We start from the raw sequence: 24394 nt of genomic DNA on the forward strand, positions 1-24394 counted from the left end.
GGCGGCCCAGGTCAAACGGACGGCCCGCGGCGACCGGGCGGCTCAGGTCCACAGGACGGCGATGAAGATGTTGGCGACCGTCAGTCCGCCGACCGCGCCGAACAGGCCCTTCTCCACCTTCTCCTCGTCGCGCTTGACGTAGACGAGCCCGAGGATCACCACCAGGACCGCCAGCTTGACGCCGATCTTGATGTTGTTGACGGAGTGGTCCTGGGCCTGGTGGATGCCGACCAGGATCATGCCGGTGACCAGCATCGTCAGCGCGCCGTGCAGCATCGCGGGGGTGAAGCGGGCGGTACCGGCGCCCATCGCCTTCATCTGGGTCAGGAAGCCGCCGAGCAGCGCGGCGATGCCGATGATGTGCAGGCCTACGAAGACATGCGTGAGTACGTCCATGTGGCGGAGCCTAGCCAGGCCTTATCAGGCTTCTTCCGGCAGGGCGGGCACTTGTGCCCCCTCGGTCACGGAGAGAGCGGAAGTGTAGATTCCGCCCGCATTCGCCCGATCGCACGCGGACAGCCGTACGCCACTTTCGATCACTAGTGGTCATTCGAAGGCTGCGCCGTGACGCCCAGGTTTAGCGTCCCTCCCCAGGTGGCCGACTCCCCACACCGTCCCGACCCCGGGCCGGTCGTCGGCCGCACCGCCGAGAGAATCCGGCGGCGGCCCCGTATCCCCCCTGGTCGGGGCCGCCGCCGGACGCGTACGGAAGGCTCGTGCGCGACGGACGGACGCACCCGTGGAAGGACGTGAAGGCCCTCGTGGCATCGCACCGGAAGCCCAAGCCGCGCTCACTCACCGGCGGCACCGCTCGTACCGCCCGTACCACCGCGGTCACCCTCGCACTGGCGGGGGCGGCGGGCACCACCGCCCTGGAGGGCACCGCACACGCGGAACCGAACCTCACCCCGGCGCAGATCAAGTCGAAGGTCGACAAGCTCTACCACGACGCCGAGACCGCCACCGAGGCGTACAACGGGGTCAAGGAGAAGTCGGACCGCACGAAGAAGTCCCTGGACTCGCTCCGGGACCAGGCGGCACGCAAGACCGAGCGGCTCAACGCGGCCCGCCGGTCGCTCGGCTCGCTGGCCACCGCGCAGTACCGCACCGGGGGCGTCGAGCCCGCCCTCCAGGTCGCGCTGTCCTCGGACCCCGACCGCTATCTGGAGCGGGCCGCGCTCGCCGGACGCGCCGGGGAGCGGCAGGCGGCCAAGGTGCGGGACGCGCACCGGCAGGTCGTCGAGATCGGCCGGCTGCGGGCCGCCGCGGACCGGCGCTTCACCGAACTCACCGCGGAACAGAGCGAGCTGAAGAAGCAGAAGGCGACGATCCAGCAGAAGATCGCCGGGGCCGAACAGCTGCTGGCACGGCTCGGCGCCGAGGACCGGGCCCGGTACGCCGCCCAGGACGGGCACGGCGAGGCGGGCGGTGAGCGCGCGGACCGCGGGTCCTCGGGGCGTGCCGAGATGCCGCGCGGCGGCACCCGGGCCCCCAACGCCCGCGCCGCGCAGGCCGTCGCGTTCGCCTACGGCGCGCTCGGCAAGCCCTATGTCTGGGGCGCCACCGGCCCCTCCTCCTTCGACTGCTCCGGGCTGACGCAGGCCGCCTGGCGCTCGGCGGGGGTCTCGCTGCCGCGGACCACGTACACCCAGATCAACGCGGGACAGCGGGTCGCGCGTTCCCAGCTCGCGCCGGGAGACCTGCTGTTCTTCTACTCCGGCATCACCCACGTCGGCCTGTACATCGGCGACGGCCGGATGATCCACGCCCCGCGGCCCGGCGCCCCGGTGCGGATCGCGCCGATCGACCAGATGCCGCTGACGGGGGCGACCCGGCCGGCCTGATCCACAGCATCAGCGGGCCGGGCCCGGGTACAAGCCCGGCAGGGCCGTGACCTCCACGGCGCACTGGACGACCGGAGGGACAGCCATGCCGGGCATCTTCGACAAGCTCAAGAGGTACGCGCGCAGTCCGCAGGGGCGCCGCACCATCGCCAGGGGCCGCCGCGAGGCGGCCGACCCGCGCAGGCGCGCCCAGGCCAAGCAGCTCTTCGGCAGGCTGCGCGGCGGACGAGGCCGCCGCGCCTGACCGCCGCGCCACCCGCTACTTGCCGACCTGCTCCGACAGCCAGTGGAAGACCTCCGGCACCTGCTGCTTCCACACGCTGGTGCCATGGGGTCCGCTCAGCTTCACCACGCGCACCGTCGTCGGCTTCTTCGCGACGCCCTTGAGCGCGGTGCCGCTCTCGTAGCCGTCGCCCGCCGCACCCGAGACGAACAGTGCGGTGCGCGGCGGCCGGTGCGCCGCGTTCGCCGCCTTGAGCAGGTGGTACGGGTTGTTGGCGCGGCGCAGTTCGGGGGTGGCCGCGGTGAGCGCGGCGGGTTCGCCGTTGGGATCGTTGAAGCCGGAGAGGCTGAACGCGGCCCGGTAGCGGTCGGGGTGCGCGACGGCCAGCTTGGCCGCGCAGTGCGCGCCCGCCGAGTAGCCGCCGACGGCCCAGTCCACGGCCCTGTCCGAGGCTCGGAAGGTGTCGGAGACCATCTTCCGCACGTCCACGCTCAGCCAGGTCTCGGCGTTGACCTTGCCGGGGGTGTTGGCGCAGCCGGTGTCGGTCTGGTCGCCGAGCAGGGTGGTGCGCGGCGAGACCAGGATGAACGGCTTGACCTTGCCCTGCTCCATGAGCGGCTTGAGCTGCTTGTTGACCTGGAGGGTGCCGAACCAGGCCTTGGCCGAGCCGGGGTAGCCGGGCAGCAGCTCGACCACCGGGAACTTCGTGTCCTTGTGGGCGGGGTCGTCGTACTGCGGGGGCAGCCACACGTACACCTCGCCCTCGACGCCGGAGATCCGGCCCCGGAGCTGGGTGACCTGGACGCCCTCGCCCATCCTGGCGTCACCGGCCGGTTTGAACTCGGCCACCTGCTTCGGCTGGTCGGCGGGCTTCTGGCCGCCGGTGCCGTCGGGGCCCAGGTCGGCCGCGGTGCCGACGTGGTCGCCGGTGCCGAGCAGGTCCTCCCAGGTGTCGTACAGGCCGTTGGCGTTGTTGACCGCGACGAAGACCACGGTGATGGCGGTGATCTGGGCGAACAGCAGCATCAGCAGCCGCAAGAGGCCGCGCACCACGGCCGGCCCGCGCACCCGGCTCCACACCGCGAGCGGCAGGACGACCGCGAGCGCGAGCAGCACGATCGCGGTCACGAAGAAGGGGGTCCCCGTCAGACTCATCACATGAGTACTAGAGGGCCGGGATTCGGCCCGGGTTGCCGGACTTCACGGCACTGTCACGCGCCTCACACCCGTGCCGCACCCCCGTCCGCACAGAACCGCAGGTGAGAACCTCTGTGCGGCTTTCCGTCAGACCAGCCGCCGGGCCGTCGCCCAGCGGGTCAGCTCGTGCCGGTTGGAGAGCTGGAGCTTGCGGAGCACCGCGGAGACGTGCGACTCGACCGTCTTCACCGAGATGAACAGCTGCTTGGCGATCTCCTTGTACGCGTAGCCGCGGGCGATCAGCCGCAGCACCTCGCGCTCGCGCTGGGTGAGGCGGTCCATGTCCTCGTCGACCGGCGGCGCGTCCGTGGAGGCGAAGGCGTCCAGGACGAAGCCGGCCAGCCGCGGCGAGAAGACCGCGTCGCCGTCCTGCACCCGGAACACCGAGTTGATCAGGTCGGCGCCGGTGATCGTCTTGGTGACGTAGCCGCGGGCGCCGCCCCGGATGACGCCGATGACGTCCTCCGCCGCGTCCGACACCGACAGCGCCAGGAACCGTACGGGCCGCTCGGCGTCCGACATCAGGGGCGCGCACCGGCGCAGTACCTCCACGCCGCCGCCGCCCGGCAGGTGCACGTCGAGGAGGACCACCTCGGGCCGGGTCGCGGTGATGACGGTGACCGCCTGGTCGACGTCGGCCGCCTCGCCCACCACCTCGACGCCGGTGGTGTCGGTCTGCCCGATCTCCGCCTGCACTCCGGTGCGGAACATCCGGTGGTCGTCGACCAGCACCACCCTGACGTGCCGGTCCGCTCCCCCGGTGCCGCCCTGCTCGCTCGTGCCCTGCTCGGTCATGCGTCCGCCGCCCTCTCCATGTCCAGCTCCACCACCGTGCCCCCGTCGGGCGCGGAGCGAAGTTGCGCGCTGCCGCCGTTGCGCTCCATCCGGCCGATGATCGATTCTCGTACGCCCATCCGGTCGCCGGGAATCGAGTCCAGATCGAAGCCGGGGCCGCGGTCGCGCACGGAGACGAACACCGAGCGGCCCTCGACCTCCGCGAAGACCTGCACCGCCCCGCCCTCGCCACCGTACTTGGCGGCGTTCACCATTGCCTCGCGCGCGGCCTGCATCTGTGCGGTGAGCTTCTCGTCGAGCGGGCAGTCGCCGACGACCACGACCTCCAGCGGCACCCCGTGCTTGTCCTCCACCTCGGCCGCCGCCCGCTTCACGGCCTCGGCGAGGGTGCTGGGCTCCTCCTCGGCGTCCTTGCCGGTGCCCTCGGGCTTGTAGAGCCAGTTGCGCAGCTCGCGCTCCTGGGCGCGGGCCAGGCGCCGTACCTCCGAGCCGTCGTCGGCGTTGCGCTGGATCAGGGTGAGGGTGTGCAGCACCGAGTCGTGGACGTGGGCGGCGACCTCGGCCCGTTCCTGGGCCCGGATGCGCATCAGTCGTTCCTCGGAGAGGTCCTGTGTCATCCGCACGAGATAGGGGCCCGCCAGCAGGCCTATCCCGGCGATCACGGCGAGCGCGGCCGTCAGTGCGTTGCCCAGCTGGGCGGCGGAGCCGCGGACGACCAGGAAGACCGTCACGCCCACCCCGACCAGGGCCACGCCGGCGAGGCCGCGCATCACCTGGAGCATCCGGCGGCGGCGGGAGTCGCCCTCGGTCCAGTGCGCCCGGCGGGCGTTGTCGGCCTGGCGCCAGACCAGTACGACGCCCAGTCCGGTGAGCAGCAGCGGCCAGATGTACCGGCCGGAGCCGGTGGTGTCGACGTTGTCCATGAAGATCGCGGCGCCGACGCACAGCGCGACGAGGGCGGCGACCTGCCCCTTGTCGGGCATCCGCAGCCGGCGGCGGCCGTCGGGGCCGGTCTCGAAGGCGCTGCGCGGCTCGGTCTCCACTCCGCCGACGCCCAGCGGCACGAAGAACCAGAACACCGCGTAGACCAGTGCGCCGAGCCCCTGGGTGAGGAACAGCGCGAAGAACGCGATCCGCACCCAGACGACCGGCAGCCCCAGGTGTCCGGCGAGCCCGCGCGCGACTCCGCCGAGCATCCGCCCGTCCGCGCTGCGGTAGAGCTTGCGCGGGGGCGGGGCCGCCGAGTCCTTCTCGGAGGCTGGTGTGCGAGCCGCTCGGCGACCGGGGGCAATGGACGACATGCCTTGATGGTCACACGGCCGTCAGGTCCCGCACATGGGGGAAAACCCCATAATCCCCTGAGGGAAACCGCAGGGTGCGCCGCACGGAAATCAGGGATCAGCCAGGGTCGTCCCAGGTGCCGCCCGCTTGCGATGACGGTCACCATGGGGCGTATGACAGAAGTCCACGACGACGGGGCGCGGGCCGGCCACGGCCCGGCGGGCCCCTCGGCCCCGGCCGGTGCGACCCTCGCCGATCCTCCCGTCGAGCCCGCCCGCCCGCTGCGCCGCAGCCGCCGCCACAAGACGGTCGGCGGCGTCTGCGGCGGGCTCGGCGAGTACTTCGACGTCGATCCGGTGATCTTCCGCATCGTGCTCGGTGTGACCGCCGTGACCGGCGGCATCGGCCTGATCGCGTACGGCTTCGCCTGGCTGCTGATTCCGCTGGAGGGCGACGAGGAGAACGAGGGGAAGCGGCTGCTGACCGGCCGGGTCGACGGCCCCGCGCTGATCGCCGTGCTCCTCGCGCTGGTCGGCTGCGGCATGTTCCTGACGATGCTGCACAACGGCGGCGCCTTCGGCTTCTCCGTGATGCTGCTGCTGCTCGTGGGGGCCAGCACCGTGTGGTCCCGGCAGCGCAGGGCCGCGGCCTCCGACGAGCCGGGCGCCGCCCAGGGCGGCGATGTCGCGGCGCCGCCGGAGACCAAGGCCCCGCCGGTCCCCGGCGCGCCCTCCTGGTGGCGCGACCCGATCGTCAAGGACGGCACCACGGGCCCCGTCCCGCACAGCTACCTCTGGGGCCCCGCCGACGAGCGGCCCGAGGACGGCCGGCCCGCCGCCCGGTGGGAGCGGGCGCCGCGGCACCACGACCCGCGCCCCCGTTCGGTCGGCGGGCTCACCTTCCTCGCCGCCTTCGTCGCCGGTGCCGCCGGGACGTCCGCGACCTGGCAGGGCCACCCGCTGGGCACGAGCCTGGCGACCGGTCTGGCGTGCGCGCTCGCGGTGTTCGGCATCGGCCTGGTCGTCGGGTCCTTCCTCGGCCGGATCGGCGCCGGAACGATCTTCATGGCGCTGGTCACCGCCGGGCTGCTGACCGCGGCCACCCTGATCCCCAAGGACATCACCACCGACATGGGCGTCACCAACTGGCGCCCCGCGACCGCCGCGGCGCTCCAGCCGAAGTACGAACTGGGTGCGGGCGAGGGCAATCTCGACCTGACCGGCGTCGCCGTGCCGAAGGGGAGCACCGTGAGCACCGGCGCCGAGGTGGGTGCGGGCGTGCTGCGCGTCGTGGTCCCCGCGAACGCGACCGTACGGCTCGACATGGAGGTCGGCATGGGGAACATCCGGTTGCCCGACGAGGGCCCCACGGACTCCGTGGTGCGCACCGGTGCGGAGGAGCAGGTGACGCTGGACCCGCCGGCCGGTGCGAAGCCGGCGGGCACCCTCGCGCTCCACCTCGAAGTGGGCGTCGGCCAGGTGGAGGTGCGCCGTGCTGCGTCATGAGTTCCAGCCGGGCCGGGCGGTCCTGGGGCTGACCTTCCTGGGTGCGACCGCGCTGTACGCGGCGGACGTCACCGGTGCCTGGGACACCCCGTGGTGGGTGCTGATCCCGGTGGTGTGCGTGGGTCTCGCGGTGGCCTCGTTCCTGGGGCTGGTCGCCTACAGCGTGCGGCGGCGCCGCAGGGCGCGCATCGCGTCCAGCGAGAACACGGTGGCTCCGGCCAGCACCAGCGGCAGCCAGGCCATGAGGTAGGCGAGGTCGTTGCCGTAGTAGTAGGGCGTGGTCTGCCAGCTGACGGTGAGCCACAGGCTGAGCGAGATCAGTGCCCCGCCGACCGCGGCCACCCGGGCGAAGAGGCCGAGCAGGGTGCCGATGCCGACGAGGAGTTCACCGAGGGCGATGGCGTAGCCGAAGCCCTCGGGGGCCTTCAGTGCCAGGTCGACGAGCCACGGCAGGGCGGAGCTGTCGCGCACCGCGCGCATCAGTTCGCCGATCGAGCCGGTGCCGCTCGCGGAGAGGAAGGCGCTGTCGGTGAGCTTGTCGAGGCCCGCGTAGACGAAGGTGATGCCGAGGAAGGCCCGCAGCGGGAGGAGGGCGAACCTGCTCGCGCTGTGCCTCCAGCCGCGCGGCCCGTTCGTCCCGTACGCGCGCGTGCCCGCTGTCCCGAATCCGTATGCCATGGCCCCGGCCCTGCCTTCCCGTGAAGCTCGCCCCGTCCCGTCACTGTGACCATACGTTCGACGGGTGGCCGTGGCTCATCGCGGGGCGGCCGGGGCGCCCGTCCCCGCGTGCGGAAGGGGGCGGTGTCCGGGGTGCGGGCCGGGCTCAGTCGGTGACGTCGATCCGGCAGCGGTTCGTCTCGACGCCCGCGGCCGTCACCACCTGGACGTCCACCTCGCCGGGCTCGACCTCGACGGGGACCGGCACGGTGAGCGTGCTGTCGGTCGGGTTGGCGAAGCCGCCGGGCACCGGCACCAGCGGCACGTGCACGTGCACCGTCCCGATCCGCACCACCATCCGTGCCAGCCGGTCCGGTGTGCGCGCCCCGGGCGGTACGAATCCGGCGCCCCGGATCTCGATGTCGTCGCCGGTGCGGATCGGCCCGTCGAGGTCGCCCGCCTCCCTGGCCCGTACGACGGACAGCACGACGGGACGGCCGCCCTCCGCGTACTTCCCGGCGAAGTACGTGGCCGCCGACACCACCACGAGGAGCGCCAGCCCCCAGGGCAGGTCGGGCAGTTGCTCGGGGCGCCTGGCGAGGCGGACGGCGGCGAAGACCACGGCGACGGTCGACACGAGAACGTACTGGATGTCCCCGAAGTTCCCCCGCCCGGAGTCGTCGGTGAGCAGGTCGGCGGCGCGCGGCCGGTCGGCCCGGACCTTCTGGAGGGTCTGTCCCAGCACCCGTGCCCCCACCACCCGGCGCACGATCACGGCGATGGCGCAGGTCAGCGCCAGTACGGTCAGGACGCCCGCGCTCCTGGCGAGTTCGAGTCCGGCGATCAGCGCGTCCCGCCGCGCGGGGTCGGAGGCCCCGGCCAGCTGCACGGCCAGCACGAGCACCGAGAAGACGGCGAGCAGCACCCAGGAGGCCGCGACGGCGCGCGAGGTGGAGAGCCGGTGGTCCTCGCCGATCAGCGGCGCGAGCAGCCCGCCGCGCACCCGGTGCACCCGGGCCGCGCCGGTCAGCAGGCCCGCGGTGACCAGGGCCGCGACCAGTCCGGCGGTACGGGCCACGGTCCAGCCGGCCCCGATCGCGGTGAACGCCTGGACCAGCGCGAGCAGCACCACCGCCCCCCACACCGCCAGCAGCGTCCTGCGCCACAGCAGCCGCAGCGCGACCTCGCCTGCCTCGCGGGAGCGTTCGGCGACGTCCCGGGCGGACTGGGTCAGTTCGTCCGACACCCACTGCCGGGACGCGCCCGCGGAGTGCGCGACGGCGGACGGCAGGCCGTCGCCCGAGGCGAGCGAGTCCCGTTTGGCGCGGAACGCGGCGACCGCGCGCCGGTGTCCCTCGCGGGCGCCGTGCGGGCAGTCACCGCAGGTGCAGCCTCCGCCGTGGGTGTCCTGCCTCGCCTCTTGCACCGCCACGACACGTGCCGCCCTTCCCCGCCCGACGCACTGTTCACCTATGAACGTCCATGTGATGAAAGGGAATTGTGCCGTACCGAGGGGCAGGTCGCACAACGCGCGCCGGATCAGTCCAGGAGTTCGGGTTCCGCCCTGCTGACGCGCCGCCACATCGACTGGTAGTTGATCCAGGCCACGAGGTCGCTGCCGATCTGGTCGCGCGTCTCGACCGCCTCCTTGTGCGCGATCAGCACCGGCTTGCCCGCCGCGCGCGCCGTCAGCTGCACCTGGCAGGACCGCTCCAGCGTGTGGAACCACCAGGCGGCGGCGTCCACCGAGTCGCCGACCGTCAGCAGCCCGTGGTTGCGCAGGACCACCGCCTTGTGGGTGCCGAGCGCCCCGGCGATCCACCGCCCCTCGGTCGGGTCGACGGCGACCCCGGTGTACGCGTCGTACAGCGAGTGCGACTCGTAGAAGGCGCACGCCTCCTGGGTGATGGGGTCGAGCAGTTCCCCGAGCGCGCTGAACGCCCGCCCGTGCAGGGAGTGGGTGTGCGCGACGGCCACCACGTCCGGCCGCGCCTTGTGCACCTGGGCGTGAACGGTGAAGGCGGCCTGGTTGACGTGCCGTCGCCCCTGGACGACCTGCCCCTCCCCGTTGACCAGGATCAGATCGCTCACGGTCACGTCGGCGAAGGCGAGCCCGAAGGGGTTCACCCAGTAGCAGTCGGCGTACTCCGGGTCGCGTGCCGTGATGTGCCCGGACACGCCCTCCTCGTACCCGTACGAGGCGAAGATCCGCAGCGCTCCGGCCAGCCGTTCCTTGCGGTAGCGGCGCTCCTCGGCCGGGTCGTCGTGGACGGGCGGCATCGCGAAGTCGAGCCGGTCGAGGGGCACGGGCGGGGGTGCGGGTATCTCGGCGGTCATGGGCCGGAAGCTACCGCGTGGTACGGACGGAGACCAGAGGGGCGGACACGGCGATGCCGCCGCCACCTCGAAGAGGCGACGGCGGCATCGGCGCTGTCAGGGGGTGGGGACTACTCCCACTCGATGGTCCCCGGCGGCTTGCTCGTCACGTCGAGCACCACGCGGTTGACGTCGGCCACCTCGTTGGTGATCCGCGTCGAGATCTTCGCCAGCACGTCGTACGGCATCCGCGTCCAGTCCGCCGTCATGGCGTCCTCGGACGAGACCGGGCGCAGCACGATCGGGTGGCCGTAGGTGCGGCCGTCGCCCTGCACGCCCACCGAGCGCACGTCGGCGAGCAGCACCACCGGGCACTGCCAGATCTCGCGGTCCAGACCGGCCGCCGTCAGCTCCTCGCGGGCGATGGCGTCGGCCTCGCGGAGCAGGTCGAGCCGCTCCTTGGTGACCTCGCCGACGATCCGGATGCCCAGGCCGGGCCCGGGGAAGGGCTGGCGCTGGACGATCTCGTCGGGCAGGCCGAGCTCCTGGCCGACCATCCGGACCTCGTCCTTGAACAGCTGGCGCAGCGGCTCGACGAGCTCGAACTCGATGTCGTCGGGGAGTCCGCCCACGTTGTGGTGGGACTTGATGTTGGCGGTGCCGGTGCCGCCGCCGGACTCGACGACGTCCGGGTACAGGGTGCCCTGCACGAGGAAGGCGACCTCGGGGCCCTCCTCCTGGAGGATCTCCAGCTGCGCCTGCTCGAAGACCCGGATGAACTCGCGGCCGATGATCTTCCGCTTGGTCTCCGGGTCGGAGACGCCGGCCAGCGCGTCGAGGAATCGCTTCTCCGCGTCGACGACCACCAGGCGGGCGCCGGTCGCGGCGACGAAGTCCTTCTCGACCTGCGCGGTCTCGCCCTTGCGCATCAGCCCGTGGTCGACGTAGACGCAGGTCAGCTGGTTGCCGATGGCCTTCTGGACGAGGGCGGCGGCGACCGCGGAGTCAACGCCTCCGGAGAGGCCGCAGATGACGCGCTTGTCGCCGACCTGCTCGCGGATGAGGGCGACCTGCTCCTCGATGACGTTGCCGGTCGTCCAGGTGGGCTCGATGCCGGCGCCGCGGTAGAGGAAGTGCTCCAGGACCTGCTGGCCGTGCGTGGAGTGCATCACCTCGGGGTGGTACTGCACGCCGTACAGCTTCTTCTCGTCGTTCTCGAAGGCGGCGACCGGTACGACGTCGGTGGACGCGGTGACGGTGAAGCCCTCGGGGGCGGCGGAGCAGGCGTCGCCGTGCGACATCCACACCGACTGCTCGTCGGGGGTGCCCTCGAAGAGGGTGGAGCCGGAGCGCGTCACGGCCAGCGGGGTGCGGCCGTACTCGCGGGCACCGTTGTCGTCGACGGTGCCGCCGAGGGTGGTGGCCATGAGCTGGAAGCCGTAGCACATGCCGAAGACCGGGACCCCTGCCTCGAAGAGCGCGCGGTCGATGGACGGGGCGCCCTCGGCGTACACCGAGGAGGGACCGCCGGAGAGGATGATCGCCTTCGGGTTCTTGGCCAGCATCTCGGCCACCGGCATGGTGCTCGGGACGATCTCGCTGTAGATCCGGGCCTCCCGCACACGGCGGGCGATGAGCTGGGCGTACTGGGCACCGAAGTCGACGACGAGAACGACGTCGGGCGCGGCAGCGGGGGACGCAGATGACACTGGCGGCCTTCCGGCGGTGGGAGCAGGGGGTCGGTTTTGTCGATTCTACCGGGGCCCGGGGTGCCCGCTTCGTCTCGCCTCCGCCCGGTGCGCGCCGCCCGCCGCGCCCCGCCCGTCCCGCCTGTCGGGCCCGGCTTGACGCGGCACGCGCGCGTGGGGCGATACTGGGGCCATGCGCAAGCACCAGACCTTCGTCTTTACCTATGGCAACCGGCCCGTCCGGCTGCCACGGTCGTGCTGCTTGTAGCAACAGACAAGCGACTTCCCAGGCGCCCCGGGCCGACAGGCCCGGGGCGTTCTGTCGTTTCCGGACCCGAGAGCCACCGACGGGGCGCACCCCTTCACTCCAGGAGTACGGACATGAGCAGCACCACTTCGCAGGCCTCCCCCGCCACCACGACAGCCACCGCCACCGAGGTCACCGGCGCCCGCACCGAGGACGCCGCGGCCCTCATCACGGGCGCGCGGGAGCGGATCGACGCCCTCGACGACCGGATCATCGGCCTCGTGCAGGAACGGATGGCCGTCTCGGCGGTCATCCAGGAGGCCCGGATCACCTCGGGCGGACGCCGGGTCAACCTGTCCCGCGAGATGGACGTGCTCGGCCACTACAGGGACGCGCTGGGCAAGCCGGGCACCACGCTGGCGATGACGCTGCTGGAGCTGTGCCGGGGCCGTGTCTGAGTTCCGCGGCGGCGGTGCGGGCGGCGGTGACCTCGGGGGCAGTGCGTGCGTTCCTGCACTCACTCGTACGGCGCGTGACCGGAGCGGACGCGGCTTCGTTGGTCCCGGTGCCACGCGTGGCCCCGGCTGGGGCGTGTGACGTACGGGCCTTGGCAGGTACGTCGTGGGACCTCGCCCCAGCGTGTCGCGGCCGGACGGCAGGGGACAGCCGTCACAGGTCGCCCAGACGGTCGGCTCCGGGGACGCCCGGAGCCGGTCGCAGGGACCGGCACCACCGCCGGCTCCGGCGGGACCTCGGGAGCGGCCGGGAGCGGCAGCGCCCTGTGAGGCAGCTCACGTAAAGGTTTTGTGTGTGCTGTTACAACCTTTGGTCAAAGCCACTGGTCTCCCTTGCGTACTCACAGGAATCTCCGGTGCACATCCGCATCGCAGGCCCCTCACATCTCGCACCGCGTCCCCCATGTCGGTGCGCCAGACTTTCTGAGGTCCCATGAAGCTTCGCCGTTCCCTGGCCCTCGCGGCCGCCACGGCTGTCATCGCTCCGGTTTCGCTGTTCTCGGCCTCGGCCGCGTACGCCACCACGTCCCCCTCGCCGAGCGCGTCCGTCAGCACGACGCCGAGCGGCACGCCGTCGGCCCCCGAGACGCCGAGCACCTCGCCCGAGACCACTCCGTCGACTCCTTCGACCCCCTCGAAGAGCCCGGAGACCACGCCGAGCGGGACCCCCTCGGCCTCGGCCACCCCCACTCCCACCAAGACGCCGTCGGCCACCCCGAGCCGGACGCCCTCAGGCACGCCGAGCCCCACCGACCCGGACGAGGAACTGCCGGGCGAGTGCCAGGACGTCTCGATCGGCCTGACGATCAGCGGCCTGTCCGGCAAGATCGCCGCGGGCAGCGGCTGGCACCCGTTCAACCTGAACGTCCACAACACGTCGGACCGCACGCTCAACGGCGTCGCGGTGTTCGCGGGCGCCGCCGCCGACAAGGACGGCTCCAACCTCTTCACCACGAAGCAGGTCCAGCTGCAGGCGTACGACGAGACCAGCAAGAGCTGGCAGCCCGTCAGCCTGGACGACCTGGCCGCCGGTTACGTCGGCGAGACGGACACGCTGGAGCCCGACTTCGAGATCGACATCAAGCTGCGCCTCAACGTGGCCGCGGGCGCCCCGGTCGGTGCCGGCTTCACGCTCGGCGGCGGTGTCTACGTCGACGTCGACAAGGGCTGCATAGGCACGGGCGAGACCGCGTACAAGTTCCAGATCGTCAAGTCCGGTACGGACACCTCCGGCACCAAGCCGCAGGAGGGCGGCAAGACGCCGCTGCCCGTCGGCAAGCCGGCCCCGGGCAAGGTGCCCGCGGTCACCGGCAACCTCGCCGAGACCGGTGCGTCCTCGCAGATGCCGGTCATCGGCCTCGCGGGCGGCGCGGCCGTCGTGCTCGGTGCCGGTGCGCTGTTCCTGGTGCGCCGTCGCAAGGCGGACGCGTAACAGCACCCCGTACGGAAAGGGCGCGGCGAACCGCGCCCGACCGCACGAGCACGACGAAGAGGGCCGCATTCGGAGGGGAATGCGGCCCTCTTCGCGTACCCGCTCGCACCTTTCGCCAAGGCGGCGCGGCTAAACCTTCTTCCGCGGCGGTACCTCCGGGACCGCGAGCAGCGGCAGCCGCAGCGCGCCGAAGGCCTCCGCCGGGACCGCGGGGTGCTTCGGCTCCACGGCGGCGAGCCGCACGTAGGGGCTGCCCTGCTCCGGGCGGGTGTCCGGCTCGCCCTTGTTGGGCCACAGCGACATCGCCCGCTCGGCCTGCGCGGTGATGGTCAGCGACGGGTTCACCCCGAGGTTGGCGGAGACCGCCGAACCGTCGACGACGGAGATGCCGGGGTGCCCGTACAGCCGGTGGTACGGATCGATGACGCCCTCCTCGGCGCTCGCGCCGATCGGGCAGCCGCCCAGGAAGTGCGCGGTGAGGGGCGTGCCCATCAGCTCACCGACGTTGCTGCCCGCGAACCCGTTGATCTCCTTGGCGAGGAGGGTGGCGGCGCGGGACGCCTCGGGGATCTGCTTGGGGTTGGGCGCGCCGTGCCCCTGGCGGGCGGTGAGCAGGCCCTTCCCGATGCCGCCCGGCTTGCGGTAGGTGGTCAGGGAGTTGTCCAGGGACTGCATGACGAGGCCGATGATGGTCTTCTCCGACCAGCGGTGGTTGGAGAGCGAGCGGGCGGCCAGCGCGGGATGGCGGACCACGTTCGCCACCCAGCCGAGGGCGCGCGGGAACTTCTCCGCGTACGGCACCTGGAGGATCGACATCGCGCCCATCGCGTTGGAGCCGCGCCCGTAGCGCACCGGCTCGATGTGGGTGTTGGCGTCCGGGTGGATGGACGACGTGATGGCGACGCCCCGGGTGAAGTCGACCTTCCTGGAGCCGCGGGAGGCGCCGAGCTGCGCGCCGTGCGCCTTGCGGTAGCGGCGGTCGGTGGTCTGGGAGCCGACCAGCGCCTCGGAGTTGGTGCGGGTCAGCTCGCCGAGCCGGGCGGACAGGCGCGGCAGGTGGCCGCCGTCCTTCATGGCGTGCAGGAGGGTCTGGGTGCCGTACGTCCCGGCCGCGACCACCACGCGGCGGGCGCGCAGCACCCTGGTGGTGCCCCTGCGGCGGGCGTCGGTGGGGGCGGTGGCGACGCGGTAGCCGCCGTCGGGGTGCTCCGAGACGCCGAGGACGGACGTCATGGGGTGGATGACGGCACCGGCCTGCTCGGCGAGGTGGAGGTAGTTCTCGTTGAGGGTGTTCTTGGCGCCGTGCCGGCAGCCGGTCATGCACTCGCCGCACTCGGTGCAGGCCTTGCGAGCAGGGCCTTTGCCGCCGAAGTAGGGGTCGGGAACTTCCCGGCCCGGTCCGGTCGTTGACGAACCGTCGGCGTCCCGCCCGTCGCCGTAGAAGACGCCCACCGGGGCCAGATGGAAGGTGTCGCCCACTCCCATCGCCTCGGCGGTCGCCTTCAGATGGACGTCGGAGGGGGTCATGGTCGGGTTGAGGCGCACGCCCAGCATCCGCTTGGCCTGGTCGTAGTACGGAGCGAGTTCGTCCTGCCAGTCGGTGATGCCCGCCCACTGCTGGTCCTCGAAGAAGGGAGCGGGAGGTACGTAGAGGGTGTTGGCGTAGTTCAGCGAACCGCCGCCGACGCCCGCGCCTGCCAGGACCATGACATTGCCCAGCAGGTGCACGCGCTGGATGCCGAACAGGCCCAGCGCGGGAGCCCACAGGTAGTTCTTCAGGTCCCAGGAGTTCTTGGGCAGGGTCTCGCGGGTGAAGCGCCGGCCGGCCTCCAGGACGCCGACGCGGTATCCCTTCTCCGTGAGCCGCAGCGCGGAGACGGCACCGCCGAAGCCGGAGCCGACGACGACGACGTCGTAGTCGAACTCCTCGTCCGGCCCGCCGTCCTCCTGGTTCTGGACAGAGCTCTCCTGCGGCACTGGCACTCCTCGTTCGTGGAAAAGTGACTCGTTCTTTGACAAGTGGAGAGAGACGGGCGACCGCCGTCAGCGCAGCCGCAGTGCCTTCATGACCTTGAGGCTGGTGGTCATGAACGCGGCGTACTTCTCGTCGTCCATCCCGAAGGACGGGGCGAGCGGGATCAGCCGCTGCTGGGCGACGGTCTGTGCCTCGGTGTACTTGAGGATGCCCTCGGAGCCGTGCCGGCGGCTGAGCCCGGACTGCTTCATGCCGCCCATCGGGGCGCGGACGCTGGCGTACGCCGGGCTGTAGCCCTCGTTGATGTTGACGGTGCCGGTGCGCAGCCGGGAGGCGACGGCGTGGCCGCGCTTGCCGTTCCTGGTCCAGACGCTGGAGTTGAGGCCGTACGGGGTGCCGTTGGCCTCCGCGATCACCTCGTCCTCGTCGCGGAACCGGTAGATCGAGACGACCGGGCCGAAGGTCTCCTCGGAGCAGACCGCCATCGGGGTCTCGACGCCCTCCAGGACGGTGGGCTCGTAGAAGTAGGGGCCGACGTCGGGGCGGGCGGTGCCGCCGGCGAGGACGGTGGCGCCCTTGTTCACGGCCTCCTCGACGTGCCGGGTGACGGTCTCCAGCTGGCGCGGGCCGACCAGCGAGCCGAGGTCGGCGCCGTACGCCAGGGCGGTGCCGAGCCGCATCGCCCGGGTGCGGGCCACGAAGCGCTGCACGAAGTCGTCGGCGATCGACTCGTGGACGTAGAGCCGCTCGATGGAGATGCAGAGCTGTCCCGCCGAGGCGAAGCAGGCCCGGACGGCTCCGGCGGCGGCCTTCTCGACGTCGGCGTCCTCCAGGACGAGCATGGCGTTCTTGCCGCCGAGTTCCAGCGAGACGCCGACCAGGCGCTCGCCGGCGCTGCGGGCGATCTCCCGGCCGGTGCGGGTGGAGCCGGTGAAGGAGACGTAGTCGGCGTGCTTGACGACCTCGGGGCCGACGACCGGGCCCTCGCCCAGGACGACCTGGAAGACCTCGGGCGGCAGTCCCGCCTCGACGAGCAGGTCGCGGCCCCACAGGGCGGACAGCGCGGTCTCCGTGTCGGGCTTCATCACCAGGGCGTTGCCCGCGACCAGGGCGGGCAGGCAGTCGCCGACGGACAGCTCGAAGGGGTAGTTCCACGGCGAGATCTGGCCGACCACACCGCGCGGCTGCCGCTGCTCGGTGACCTTGGTGAGGGTCGGTACGGCGCCGGTGTGCCGCTTGGCCCTCAGGTACGCGGGTGCCTGGCGGCCGTAGTGGCGGGCGGCCATCGCGACGGCCTGGATCTCCTCGTGCGCGTGCAGCCGGGCCTTGCCGGTCTCCAGCTGGACCAGGTCGAGGATCTCGGCCTGCCGCTGGAGCACCAGGTCGTGGAAGCGCAGCAGCACCGCGGCCCGCTGCCGGACCGGGACGGCGGCCCAGGCGCCCTGGGCGGCCCTGGCCCGCTCGAAGGCGGTGGCGACGTCCTCGGGCGTGGACTCGGGCAGGTCGGCGAGCTTCTCACCGGTGAGCGGGCCGTGGTTGGCGGTCCGCCCGGACCCGACCACGCCGCGGGTCAGCTGGGCGACCACTTCCGGAGTGATCACGTCCGCCGCGGTGCGTGCGCCGGCGGGCGCGGTGGCCACGGGGTTGCTGCCGAGGGGTGCCGTGAGGGCCTGCGAGTCCGTCATACGGGCGAGCGTATTGCCCGCCGGGCGTATTTGGTACCCGTCGGTAACGGCTTTTCACCGGGCTCTCACGACCACGCCAGCGATCACTGGCAAATAAGCCCTGATCAGGGGCGCTTCCCTCGGTTGTGCTCCTCCGGCGGACTACAGGTCCAGAATCTTCAGGTGCTTGGTGATGTCCTGGAAGAGCTGCTCCCCCTCGGCCCGGAACTTCCCCTCGGCGGGCATCGTCACCTCGATCCGCCAGTACGCCTTCTTCGCCCCGCCGACCACCACCCGCTCGTGCCGCCGCTTGCGCACCGGGTCGTCGCCGCTGTCCGCGTAGTTGGTGTAGTCGACGACGGCGTCGAACGCGGGCTTGTCCTGCTGGGTGCTGTCGGTGACCGTGGTCTTCGCGTCCTTCATCTCCAGCTTGTCCTTGCCGCCGGCCGTGTAATAGGCCTCGCGCCCGCTCTTGAGCGGCGGCTGGTTGTCCTTGTCGACGGCCACCCGGACCACATAGACCTGGAAGACGTTGCCCGGCTCGTAGAAGCTCTCGGTGTTGTCGGCGGAGTCGTCGTAGGACTTGTAGTCGTCCGGCAGGTAGATGTCGGCGGTGACGCTCTGGAGCGCCCGGTGCAGCTTCCAGTTCTCCGGCGGCGCGTCGCCCGCGAACGGGTTCAGCAGGAGCAGTACGAGCGCGAGCGCGACGACGAGCACCCCGGCGAGGATGCCGTAGCGGGTCTTTTTGCCGGTGCGCTGGACGACCGGCGGCAGCCAGTCCGAGACGGTCCCCTGCGAGGCGGGGCGGGTGTGTGCGACCGGGCGCGGCGGCGTCCGTCCCGTCGCCTTCTCCAGTTCCGCGCGTACCGTCGCCGCGTCGGGGCGGGCCGCCGGGTCCTTGTGGAGCAGCCGCATGACCAGTTCCCCGAAGGGGCCGTTGCCCCGGGCCGGGTTCTGCGGCTCGGCGGACAGCACCGCCTGGAGGGTGGCCGGGGTGTTGGAGCGCCGGTAGGGCGACATGCCCTCGACCGCCGCGTACAGCACCACACCGAGCGACCACAGGTCGGAGGCGGGACCGGGACGCTGGCCCAGCACCCGTTCCGGGGCGATGAACTCGGGCGAGCCGACGAAGCCGCCGGTCTCGGTCAGCCCCTGTTCGCCCTCGACCTGGGCGATGCCGAAGTCGCTGAGCACCACCCGGTCGTTCTCGCCGAGCAGGACGTTGTCCGGCTTCACGTCGCGGTGCAGCACCCCTGCCCGGTGCGCCGCCTCCAGCGCGCCGAGCACGGCGAGGCCGATCCGGGCGGCGTCACGGACGTCGAGGGTGCCCTCCTGGAGGCGGTCGCCGAGCGAGTGGCCCGGCACCAGCTCCATCACGATCCACGGCTTGCCGTCCTCGACGACCACGTCGTGCATGGTGACCACGGAGGGGTGGGTGATCCGGGCGGCGGCCCGCGCCTCCCGCTGCATCCGCAGGTAGACGTTCTGCCGTTCGCGCTCGGGCAGGTGGTCGGGGACGCGGGGCTCCTTCACCGCGACGTCCCGGTCCACCGTCTCGTCGTGCGCGCGCCACACCGTGCCCATGCCGCCGTGGCCCAGCCGGGAGACCAGCCGGTAGCGGCCACCGATGACGCGGCCCGCCGCCGGATCGGCCGGTTGCGTCGCGTGGGGCGGCGGATGCGCCTGGGTGGGCTCTTCGCCCGGCGCCCGGGAAGGGTGCGGATGCTGTGGTGCGTGCGGCGGTTGGAGCCCGTAACTGGTGGGCTCGTACGCCCGTCCCCCGTCGTTCGTCATGCACCCATCCTGACGGTGCTCGGACAACCCGCCGCGCCCGGGGGGACGAGCGATGCAGACCCGTAACAGACTCCGCACACGTCACGACGGGCACCGGCCGAGCGGACCGGCGACCGCGGCGCGCACGCGCGCCGCGGTCGCGCTCTAGTCCTCGTACTGCCAGCCGCGCAGCACGACGTCGAACCGTTCGAGCGTCTTGGCCTTGTCGGCCAGCGGACCGGCCACGTAGATCGCGTACTCGGGCCCGTTCCGGCCTGCGAAGTGCATGTGGTCCACGGCGAACCGCGGGCCCGGGTTATCCGTCTTCTCCCGGTAGGAGAAGTCGAGCCGTCCGCTCTGCCTGTCCCGGTAGGTGCCCTGCTCAAGGCGGTCCCGCTGGAATTCGGGCAAGGTCTTGGAGATCGCCCTCTCCAGGTCGACCAGGTGTGCGTAGGGGCTGTTGAAGTCCGGGCTCGTGTCGACGTTGATCCGGATGCGGTGGCGGCCGTTGTCGCGGGTGTAGTCGTACTGGCCCGGCTTGTTCATGCCGCCCTTCCAGCCGTCGGGAACGGGGAGGCTGAATCCGTTCTCCTTCACCCGGTGCCAGCCTGCCGGCAGGTTGTCCGGGTTCTTCTGGTCCCCGGACTTGCCCGGGTCCGGCTTGGCCGTGCCGCCCTCGCCGCCCGTCGCCCCGCCCTGACCGGCGGAGGTCTGGGGCAGGGAGCCCTTGTGGGGGTCGTCGTTGTCCATGTACTGGATCACGCCGAAGGCGGCCCCGCCGCCGATGACCGCCGCCGCGAGCACGCTCAGCACGGCCCTGCCGCGCCGCCTGCCCCTCGGACCGGCCTGCGTCCCGCCACCCGCCGGGGGCTGCCCACCCGCCGCGACCTGCGCGGTGGCCGGGTCGTGGCCGGGCGTGCGGCCGTCGGCCGTCGGGTGCTGGAGCGCGTGCCCCTGGGTGACCCCGGCGGGCGACCTCGGGTCCATCGGCCTCGTCGGCACCACCGGTGCGGAGGCGCGCAGTTGCGCCTCGGACACCTGCCTCGTGGGCACGTGCGCCTGCGCCTGCGGGGACGGCCGCCCCTCCATCACCTCCCGCAGCATCCGCCGGGTCTGCTCGGCGCCCGGCCGGTCCCCGGCCTCCTTGCGGAGCAGCGCGACGATCACCGGGCCGAGCGCCCCGGCGTGGTACGACGGCTCGGGCTCCTCGGCGATCACGGCCTGGAGCGTGCCGATCGGCGACGTGCGGCGGAACGGCGAGCGCTCCTCGACGGCGGTGTACAGGGTGGCGCCGAGCGCCCACAGGTCGGAGGCCGGCCCCGGGTCCTCGCCGCGGATCCGCTCGGGCGCCAAGTAGTCGATGGAACCGACGAGTTCGCCGGTGCGGGTGATGGTGGAGTCGCCCTCGATGGCGGCGATGCCGAAGTCGGTGAGCAGCACCCGGCCGTCCCTGGCCAGCATCACGTTGCCGGGCTTGACGTCCCGGTGCAGGACGCCGACGGCGTGTGCGGCGTGCAGCGCGCCCAGGACGTGCAGGCCGATCCGGGCCGCCTCGCGGGGGTCGAAGCTGCCGGTCTCCTTGAGCGCGTCCGCCATCGACGGTCCGTCGACGTACTCCATGACGATCCACGGCCGGTCGTCGTGGTGCAGCACGTCGTGGACGGTGACGACGCCGGGGTGGTTGATCCGGGCGGCGGCCCGCGCCTCCTTCTGGGTGCGCGCGTGCAGTACGGCGCGGTCGGCCTCCGCCGCGTACAGACCGGCCCGCAACTCCTTGACGGCGACGGTGCGGTGCAGCACCTCGTCACGGGCCCGCCAGACGCGGCCCATGCCGCCGCTGCCGAGGACATCGCCCAGCCGGTACCGCCCGGCCAGCAGGTGCCCCTCGCCGGTGCCGCTGTCCGCACCACCGGTCGTACTGCTGCTCGCGTTCTCCACTTTCCAGCCCACCGCCCCGTCTGTCAGGGGACCCAGGTTACGGATCGGAATTGCGGAGGTGGAACACAGGGGCGATCACGAGACCGCACTGTGACCGGCACGCCGAACCCGCGAATCCCTTGACCAGGACGCGTTTCCCGGGTCGGACGGTTCTGGGCGGAGAAGGTCGGCCGTGCGGCACAGGTCGCCTCGTGCGGCGTCGGGGGCCCCTCGGCGGCGCGGCCGGGTCACTTCGTGGAGCGGTAGTGGAGCACCGCGGCGTCGTACACCCGCGTCACCTCGTCGCGCTGCGAGTCCGGGCCGATGACCTGGATGATGTGGTACGCCCCGCCGACGATCATCGCCCTGTTGCGCACGAAGACGTCCCGGCCGCTGCTGTCCTTCCAGGTGAACTGGCCCTCGGCCATGGCCTGCTGGCCGACGCTGATCCGGCGCAGACCGCCCGAGGAGGCCCAGGTGGAGTCGCGCAGCGGCTGGAGCTCCCGCTCCTCCTTGAGCTGGTACGCCATCGGGTCGCCGCCCTTGTCCTTGACGGTGTCCCGGCCGGGAACGACGACGAGTTCGATGTCGTTGCCCTGGTAGCGGACCTGGCGGCTGTCGTTCATCGGCGAGCGCCGCCAGTTCTTGTCGACGGCGACCTGGAAGCCGTCCCGGTCCTTGGCGAGGGTGTACCCGGGCGGCAGGTCGGACGCCGGGTTCTGCTGGGCGGGCGGTGCCGGGGTCGACGGCGAGTCACTGCCCCTGCCGCTGTCGGCGGTCGGCCGACCGGCCGGCTGGCCTCCGGTGCGCTCGGGCTGCGGCTGCGGTCCGCCGCTCTGCTGCCCGGACGGCGCGGGCTGCCCGCTGCCCGTGTTCTCGCCGGGCGAGGTGCCCTCGTCCTTCGGCAGGAACATCACGGCGTAGACGACGGCCGCCGCCAGCCCCGCCATGATGAGCACGAACAGCCACTTGCCCAGCGAACGCGGCTGCCGCGCCCCGATCCTGGGCTCGCGCTGCACCCTGGGGGCGCGCGGCGGCTTCGGCGGTTTCGCCGCCCGCTCCCGCCCCTTGCCCTGCTTGTGCCGGTGCCGCCCGTGCTGGGCCGCGCCCTTGCGCTTGCGGACCAGCTCGCCCCGGCGCCGTACGATCGGCAGCCGGGTGGCGTCGGGCGGCGACGGCAGCGGTACGACCTTGGTGCCCGCGTCCGGCTCGGGCGCCGAGCGCACCAGGGAGCGCAGCCAGCCCCGCAGCTCCTCGAAGTCGGGCCGCTCGGTGGGGTCCTGACGCAGCAGAGACTCCACGACGGGCCGCAGCGGACCGCACTCCTCCGCGAACGCGGGCGGCTCGGCGCACACCATCTGCACCAGTTCGGCGGTGTTGTCCTCCGGGTAGGGGGCGTGCCCCTGGACGACGCGGAACAGCAGCGCGCCCAGCGCCCACAGGTCGGTGGCGGGCCCGATCGGCGGGGCCAGCTGCCAGTTCTCGTACACCGGGCCGGCCTGCTCGGGCGCCCAGCGCTCGGTGACCGCGCCGACCACGGCGATCCGGGTCTGCCGGGCCCGCTCGGCGGCCAGCGGGGTGCTGGGGCCTCGGTAGGGCAGGCCCGCGATGACGTCGTCCCAGCGACCGCTGCCGCCGGACGGCTTGGGGACCGGCGGGGCTGCCGGCGCGTCGGGCACGGCGAGCTGCCGGCCGTGCGGCCGGTCCGCCATGTGCTGCCCCGGGAGCTGTCCGGGCGCGTGCCCGGGGGGTTGCGGGCGCTCCGGCTGGCTGTGCCGCAGTCCGTCCGCGCGCAGCGCCTCGCCGCCGGCGCCGCCGCCCCGGGGCAGCGCACCGTGCCAGCTGGTGCCGGGCGTCTGCCCGCCGACCCGCTCGACGCCGGCTCCGCGCTCGACGCCCTCGCGGCGCGGGACGCCCTCGCGGCGCTCCACGCCCGTGCCGCGCTGGTCGCCCGCGCGCTCGGTGCGGGCCGGTGCGGGCGCGTCGCCGTACGGGGAGATCGCCCGGCTGGGCCTGCCGTACGGGGACACCGCGCCCGGCCGGTCGCCCGGTCCGGCCGTCCCGCCGCCCGTTCCGTACGGGGCGACGGCACCCGGCCGCTTCCCGGCGGCTCCGGCGCCCTCGCCGTACGGCGACACCGGTCCGGTCCCGGCCGCCGCGGCACCGTAGGGCGACGCCGCGCCCGGCCCGGTGGCGGAAGCGGAATCCGGGCCCGTGCCGATGCCGGGGCCCGTGTCCCGGCCGGGGGCCGCGGCCGGTCCGGTGTCCGTGTCCGACCCGCCGTCCGGGTCCTGGAGGTACGGGCTGCGCGAGGGCTCGACCGCCTGGCGGCGCTGCTCCTCGGTGGCCCTGGCCGCCGCCCGCGCACCGGCCCGGTACGCGGCGATGGCCCCGGCGCGCGCCGCCCGCGCGTCCGCCACCGGGTTCGCCGGACCCGCCCCCGGTGCCCCGGAACCGGTCGGTCCGGAGCCGGTCGGTCCGTCGGGCCCGGTGCCGCCCGACGGCAACGCCTGCCGCGCCCCGGGCTGCTCGGCGGGGCGGCCGAGGAAGTCCGTCGGCAGTGCGGGCAGCCCGGTGCCCGGTCCGCCCCCCGGGCCCTCGAAGCCGTCTCCGCCCCGGGGGACATGGCCGCGCGGCACCGGAACCTGTGCCGACGGATCGCCCCAGCCGCCGCCCGGCGCCCCCGGCGCACCTGCCGCGTCATCCGCTCCGGGCGCCCCGGCGGGCGCCGTAACGCCGGGTCCTCCCGGTATCGGCGCGTAGCCGCACAGCACCTCCTCCGCGGCGCCCGCCGCCAGACCGGTGAGCACTATGCGCCCGTCGTCGCAGACCAGCACGGTACGGACGGTGATGTTCCGGTGGGTCCAGCCGTGTGCGTGCAGCACCCGCAGCGCGGTGAGCACGTCGGAGGCGACCTCGGCGGCCCGGTACGGGCTGAGCGGCGCCTCGGCGAGCAGCGCGGCCAGCGGCCGTGCCGCCACCAGCTCACTCACTATCCAGAGGGAGCCGTCCTCCTCGAAGACGTCGAAGACCTGGTCGAGGCGGGGGTGGTCGGGGATCTGCGCGGCGGCCTGGGCCGCCTCGATCGCCCGTCGTACGGCGGGGTCGCCGGAGCGTCGCGGAGCACCGCGCCCCGGGGCCGGCCGCCGGTGCACCGGGCCGCCGTCGCTGTCGACGAACTCGGCGTCCACGACCTCGGGCAGCGGCACCTGCCGCACGAGGACTTCCTGTCCGCTGTACCCGTCGAAGGCCCGGGTCTCCACCAGGTCGTACTCGTCGGAGGGCGGCAGCGGCAGGCGGTAGCGGTCGGCAAGCACCCGACCCGCGTAGTCGTCCACGACGCCTCCCCAAAGCGCGCTCTTCCC

At 72.9% G+C, this 24394-nt stretch carries 19 protein-coding genes; 6 read left to right on the forward strand and 13 right to left on the reverse strand.

Annotated features, from left to right (window positions below):
* Window positions 1-42: 42 nt before the first annotated feature.
* A complete protein-coding gene (locus ACFYVL_RS28725; RefSeq protein ID WP_389249864.1) occupies window positions 43-396 on the reverse strand; it encodes a hypothetical protein in 354 nt (117 codons plus the stop codon).
* A gap of 365 nt (window positions 397-761) precedes the next feature.
* Between ACFYVL_RS28725 and ACFYVL_RS28730 the strand changes: the two genes are divergently transcribed.
* Together ACFYVL_RS28730 and ACFYVL_RS28735 are read left to right on the forward strand one after the other, a co-directional pair.
* A complete protein-coding gene (locus tag ACFYVL_RS28730; protein WP_389250213.1) occupies window positions 762-1844 on the forward strand; it encodes an NlpC/P60 family protein in 1083 nt (360 codons plus the stop codon).
* An 85-nt stretch (window positions 1845-1929) separates the two neighbouring features.
* Window positions 1930-2088: a hypothetical protein gene (locus tag ACFYVL_RS28735; protein ID WP_389249866.1), complete on the forward strand. Its 159-nt coding sequence runs from the start codon at window positions 1930-1932 to the stop codon at window positions 2086-2088.
* 15 nt (window positions 2089-2103) lie between these two features.
* Here ACFYVL_RS28735 and ACFYVL_RS28740 read toward each other — a convergent pair whose 3' ends face one another.
* From ACFYVL_RS28740 to ACFYVL_RS28750, 3 genes are all read right to left on the reverse strand, one after another.
* Window positions 2104-3222 carry an alpha/beta hydrolase gene (locus ACFYVL_RS28740; protein ID WP_389249868.1) on the reverse strand — a complete coding sequence of 373 codons (1119 nt, stop codon included), beginning with the start codon at window positions 3220-3222 and terminating at the stop codon, window positions 2104-2106.
* Between the two features lie 129 nt (window positions 3223-3351).
* Complete coding sequence (locus tag ACFYVL_RS28745) at window positions 3352-4059, reverse strand: LuxR C-terminal-related transcriptional regulator (RefSeq protein WP_389249870.1); 708 nt, start codon at window positions 4057-4059, stop codon at window positions 3352-3354.
* Entirely contained in the window at window positions 4056-5360 is a 1305-nt protein-coding gene (locus ACFYVL_RS28750) for a PspC domain-containing protein (RefSeq protein ID WP_389249872.1), read from the reverse strand. Before ACFYVL_RS28750 ends, ACFYVL_RS28745 begins: the two co-directional genes overlap by 4 nt.
* A gap of 153 nt (window positions 5361-5513) precedes the next feature.
* Between ACFYVL_RS28750 and ACFYVL_RS28755 the strand changes: the two genes are divergently transcribed.
* Entirely contained in the window at window positions 5514-6845 is a 1332-nt protein-coding gene (locus ACFYVL_RS28755; RefSeq protein WP_389249873.1) for a PspC domain-containing protein, read from the forward strand.
* Complete coding sequence (locus ACFYVL_RS28760) at window positions 6832-7095, forward strand: hypothetical protein (protein ID WP_389249875.1); 264 nt, start codon at window positions 6832-6834, stop codon at window positions 7093-7095. The genes ACFYVL_RS28755 and ACFYVL_RS28760 overlap by 14 nt, the downstream gene beginning before the upstream one ends.
* Here the strand turns inward: ACFYVL_RS28760 and ACFYVL_RS28765 are convergent.
* The 4 genes from ACFYVL_RS28765 to guaA form a co-directional block, all read right to left on the reverse strand.
* Entirely contained in the window at window positions 7002-7523 is a 522-nt protein-coding gene (locus tag ACFYVL_RS28765) for a DoxX family protein (RefSeq protein WP_389249877.1), read from the reverse strand. The two genes, ACFYVL_RS28760 and ACFYVL_RS28765, sit on opposite strands and share 94 nt — an antisense overlap.
* 145 nt (window positions 7524-7668) lie before the next feature.
* Complete coding sequence (locus ACFYVL_RS28770; RefSeq protein WP_389249879.1) at window positions 7669-8934, reverse strand: hypothetical protein; 1266 nt, start codon at window positions 8932-8934, stop codon at window positions 7669-7671.
* A 107-nt stretch (window positions 8935-9041) separates the two neighbouring features.
* On the reverse strand, window positions 9042-9839 hold the full coding sequence (locus ACFYVL_RS28775; RefSeq protein WP_389249881.1) for a class II aldolase/adducin family protein: 798 nt from the start codon (window positions 9837-9839) through the stop codon (window positions 9042-9044).
* A gap of 110 nt (window positions 9840-9949) precedes the next feature.
* Window positions 9950-11527 (reverse strand): glutamine-hydrolyzing GMP synthase, encoded by a 1578-nt coding sequence (gene guaA, locus ACFYVL_RS28780; RefSeq protein WP_389249883.1) that lies wholly within the window; start codon window positions 11525-11527, stop codon window positions 9950-9952.
* Between the two features lie 360 nt (window positions 11528-11887).
* Between guaA and ACFYVL_RS28785 the strand changes: the two genes are divergently transcribed.
* Entirely contained in the window at window positions 11888-12211 is a 324-nt protein-coding gene (locus ACFYVL_RS28785; protein WP_389249885.1) for a chorismate mutase, read from the forward strand.
* Window positions 12212-12701: 490 nt separating this feature from the next.
* On the forward strand, window positions 12702-13700 hold the full coding sequence (locus ACFYVL_RS28790) for an LAETG motif-containing sortase-dependent surface protein (RefSeq protein ID WP_389249887.1): 999 nt from the start codon (window positions 12702-12704) through the stop codon (window positions 13698-13700).
* 129 nt (window positions 13701-13829) lie between these two features.
* On the opposite strand, the gene ACFYVL_RS28795 is transcribed toward ACFYVL_RS28790, so the two are convergent.
* The 5 genes from ACFYVL_RS28795 to ACFYVL_RS28815 all read right to left on the reverse strand — a co-directional run bounded on the left by ACFYVL_RS28795 (window position 13830) and on the right by ACFYVL_RS28815 (window position 24367).
* Window positions 13830-15677 (reverse strand): GMC oxidoreductase, encoded by a 1848-nt coding sequence (locus ACFYVL_RS28795; RefSeq protein ID WP_389249889.1) that lies wholly within the window; start codon window positions 15675-15677, stop codon window positions 13830-13832.
* A gap of 66 nt (window positions 15678-15743) precedes the next feature.
* Window positions 15744-17360 carry a succinic semialdehyde dehydrogenase gene (locus ACFYVL_RS28800; protein WP_389249891.1) on the reverse strand — a complete coding sequence of 539 codons (1617 nt, stop codon included), beginning with the start codon at window positions 17358-17360 and terminating at the stop codon, window positions 15744-15746.
* 141 nt (window positions 17361-17501) lie between these two features.
* Window positions 17502-19133 (reverse strand): serine/threonine-protein kinase, encoded by a 1632-nt coding sequence (locus ACFYVL_RS28805; protein ID WP_389249893.1) that lies wholly within the window; start codon window positions 19131-19133, stop codon window positions 17502-17504.
* A 144-nt stretch (window positions 19134-19277) separates the two neighbouring features.
* Window positions 19278-21062: a serine/threonine-protein kinase gene (locus ACFYVL_RS28810; protein ID WP_389249895.1), complete on the reverse strand. Its 1785-nt coding sequence runs from the start codon at window positions 21060-21062 to the stop codon at window positions 19278-19280.
* Window positions 21063-21277: 215 nt separating this feature from the next.
* Window positions 21278-24367: a protein kinase gene (locus ACFYVL_RS28815; RefSeq protein ID WP_389249897.1), complete on the reverse strand. Its 3090-nt coding sequence runs from the start codon at window positions 24365-24367 to the stop codon at window positions 21278-21280.
* Between the last annotated feature and the right edge of the window lie 27 nt (window positions 24368-24394).

Source organism: Streptomyces sp. NPDC004111 (assembly GCF_042874215.1).
In the GTDB taxonomy this organism is placed as follows: domain Bacteria; phylum Actinomycetota; class Actinomycetes; order Streptomycetales; family Streptomycetaceae; genus Streptomyces.

What these genes read in the sequence shown, in the direction of transcription:
- ACFYVL_RS28725 (WP_389249864.1), bottom strand. Translation starts at nt 396, where the DNA reads ATGGACGTACTCACGCATGTCTTCGTAGGCCTGCACATCATCGGCATC.
- ACFYVL_RS28735 (WP_389249866.1), top strand. Translation starts at nt 1,930, where the DNA reads ATGCCGGGCATCTTCGACAAGCTCAAGAGGTACGCGCGCAGTCCGCAG.
- ACFYVL_RS28740 (WP_389249868.1), bottom strand. Translation starts at nt 3,222, where the DNA reads ATGAGTCTGACGGGGACCCCCTTCTTCGTGACCGCGATCGTGCTGCTC.
- ACFYVL_RS28745 (WP_389249870.1), bottom strand. Translation starts at nt 4,059, where the DNA reads ATGACCGAGCAGGGCACGAGCGAGCAGGGCGGCACCGGGGGAGCGGAC.
- ACFYVL_RS28750 (WP_389249872.1), bottom strand. Translation starts at nt 5,360, where the DNA reads ATGTCGTCCATTGCCCCCGGTCGCCGAGCGGCTCGCACACCAGCCTCC.
- ACFYVL_RS28755 (WP_389249873.1), top strand. Translation starts at nt 5,514, where the DNA reads ATGACAGAAGTCCACGACGACGGGGCGCGGGCCGGCCACGGCCCGGCG.
- ACFYVL_RS28765 (WP_389249877.1), bottom strand. Translation starts at nt 7,523, where the DNA reads ATGGCATACGGATTCGGGACAGCGGGCACGCGCGCGTACGGGACGAAC.
- ACFYVL_RS28775 (WP_389249881.1), bottom strand. Translation starts at nt 9,839, where the DNA reads ATGACCGCCGAGATACCCGCACCCCCGCCCGTGCCCCTCGACCGGCTC.
- ACFYVL_RS28785 (WP_389249885.1), top strand. Translation starts at nt 11,888, where the DNA reads ATGAGCAGCACCACTTCGCAGGCCTCCCCCGCCACCACGACAGCCACC.
- ACFYVL_RS28790 (WP_389249887.1), top strand. Translation starts at nt 12,702, where the DNA reads ATGAAGCTTCGCCGTTCCCTGGCCCTCGCGGCCGCCACGGCTGTCATC.
- ACFYVL_RS28800 (WP_389249891.1), bottom strand. Translation starts at nt 17,360, where the DNA reads ATGACGGACTCGCAGGCCCTCACGGCACCCCTCGGCAGCAACCCCGTG.
- ACFYVL_RS28805 (WP_389249893.1), bottom strand. Translation starts at nt 19,133, where the DNA reads ATGACGAACGACGGGGGACGGGCGTACGAGCCCACCAGTTACGGGCTC.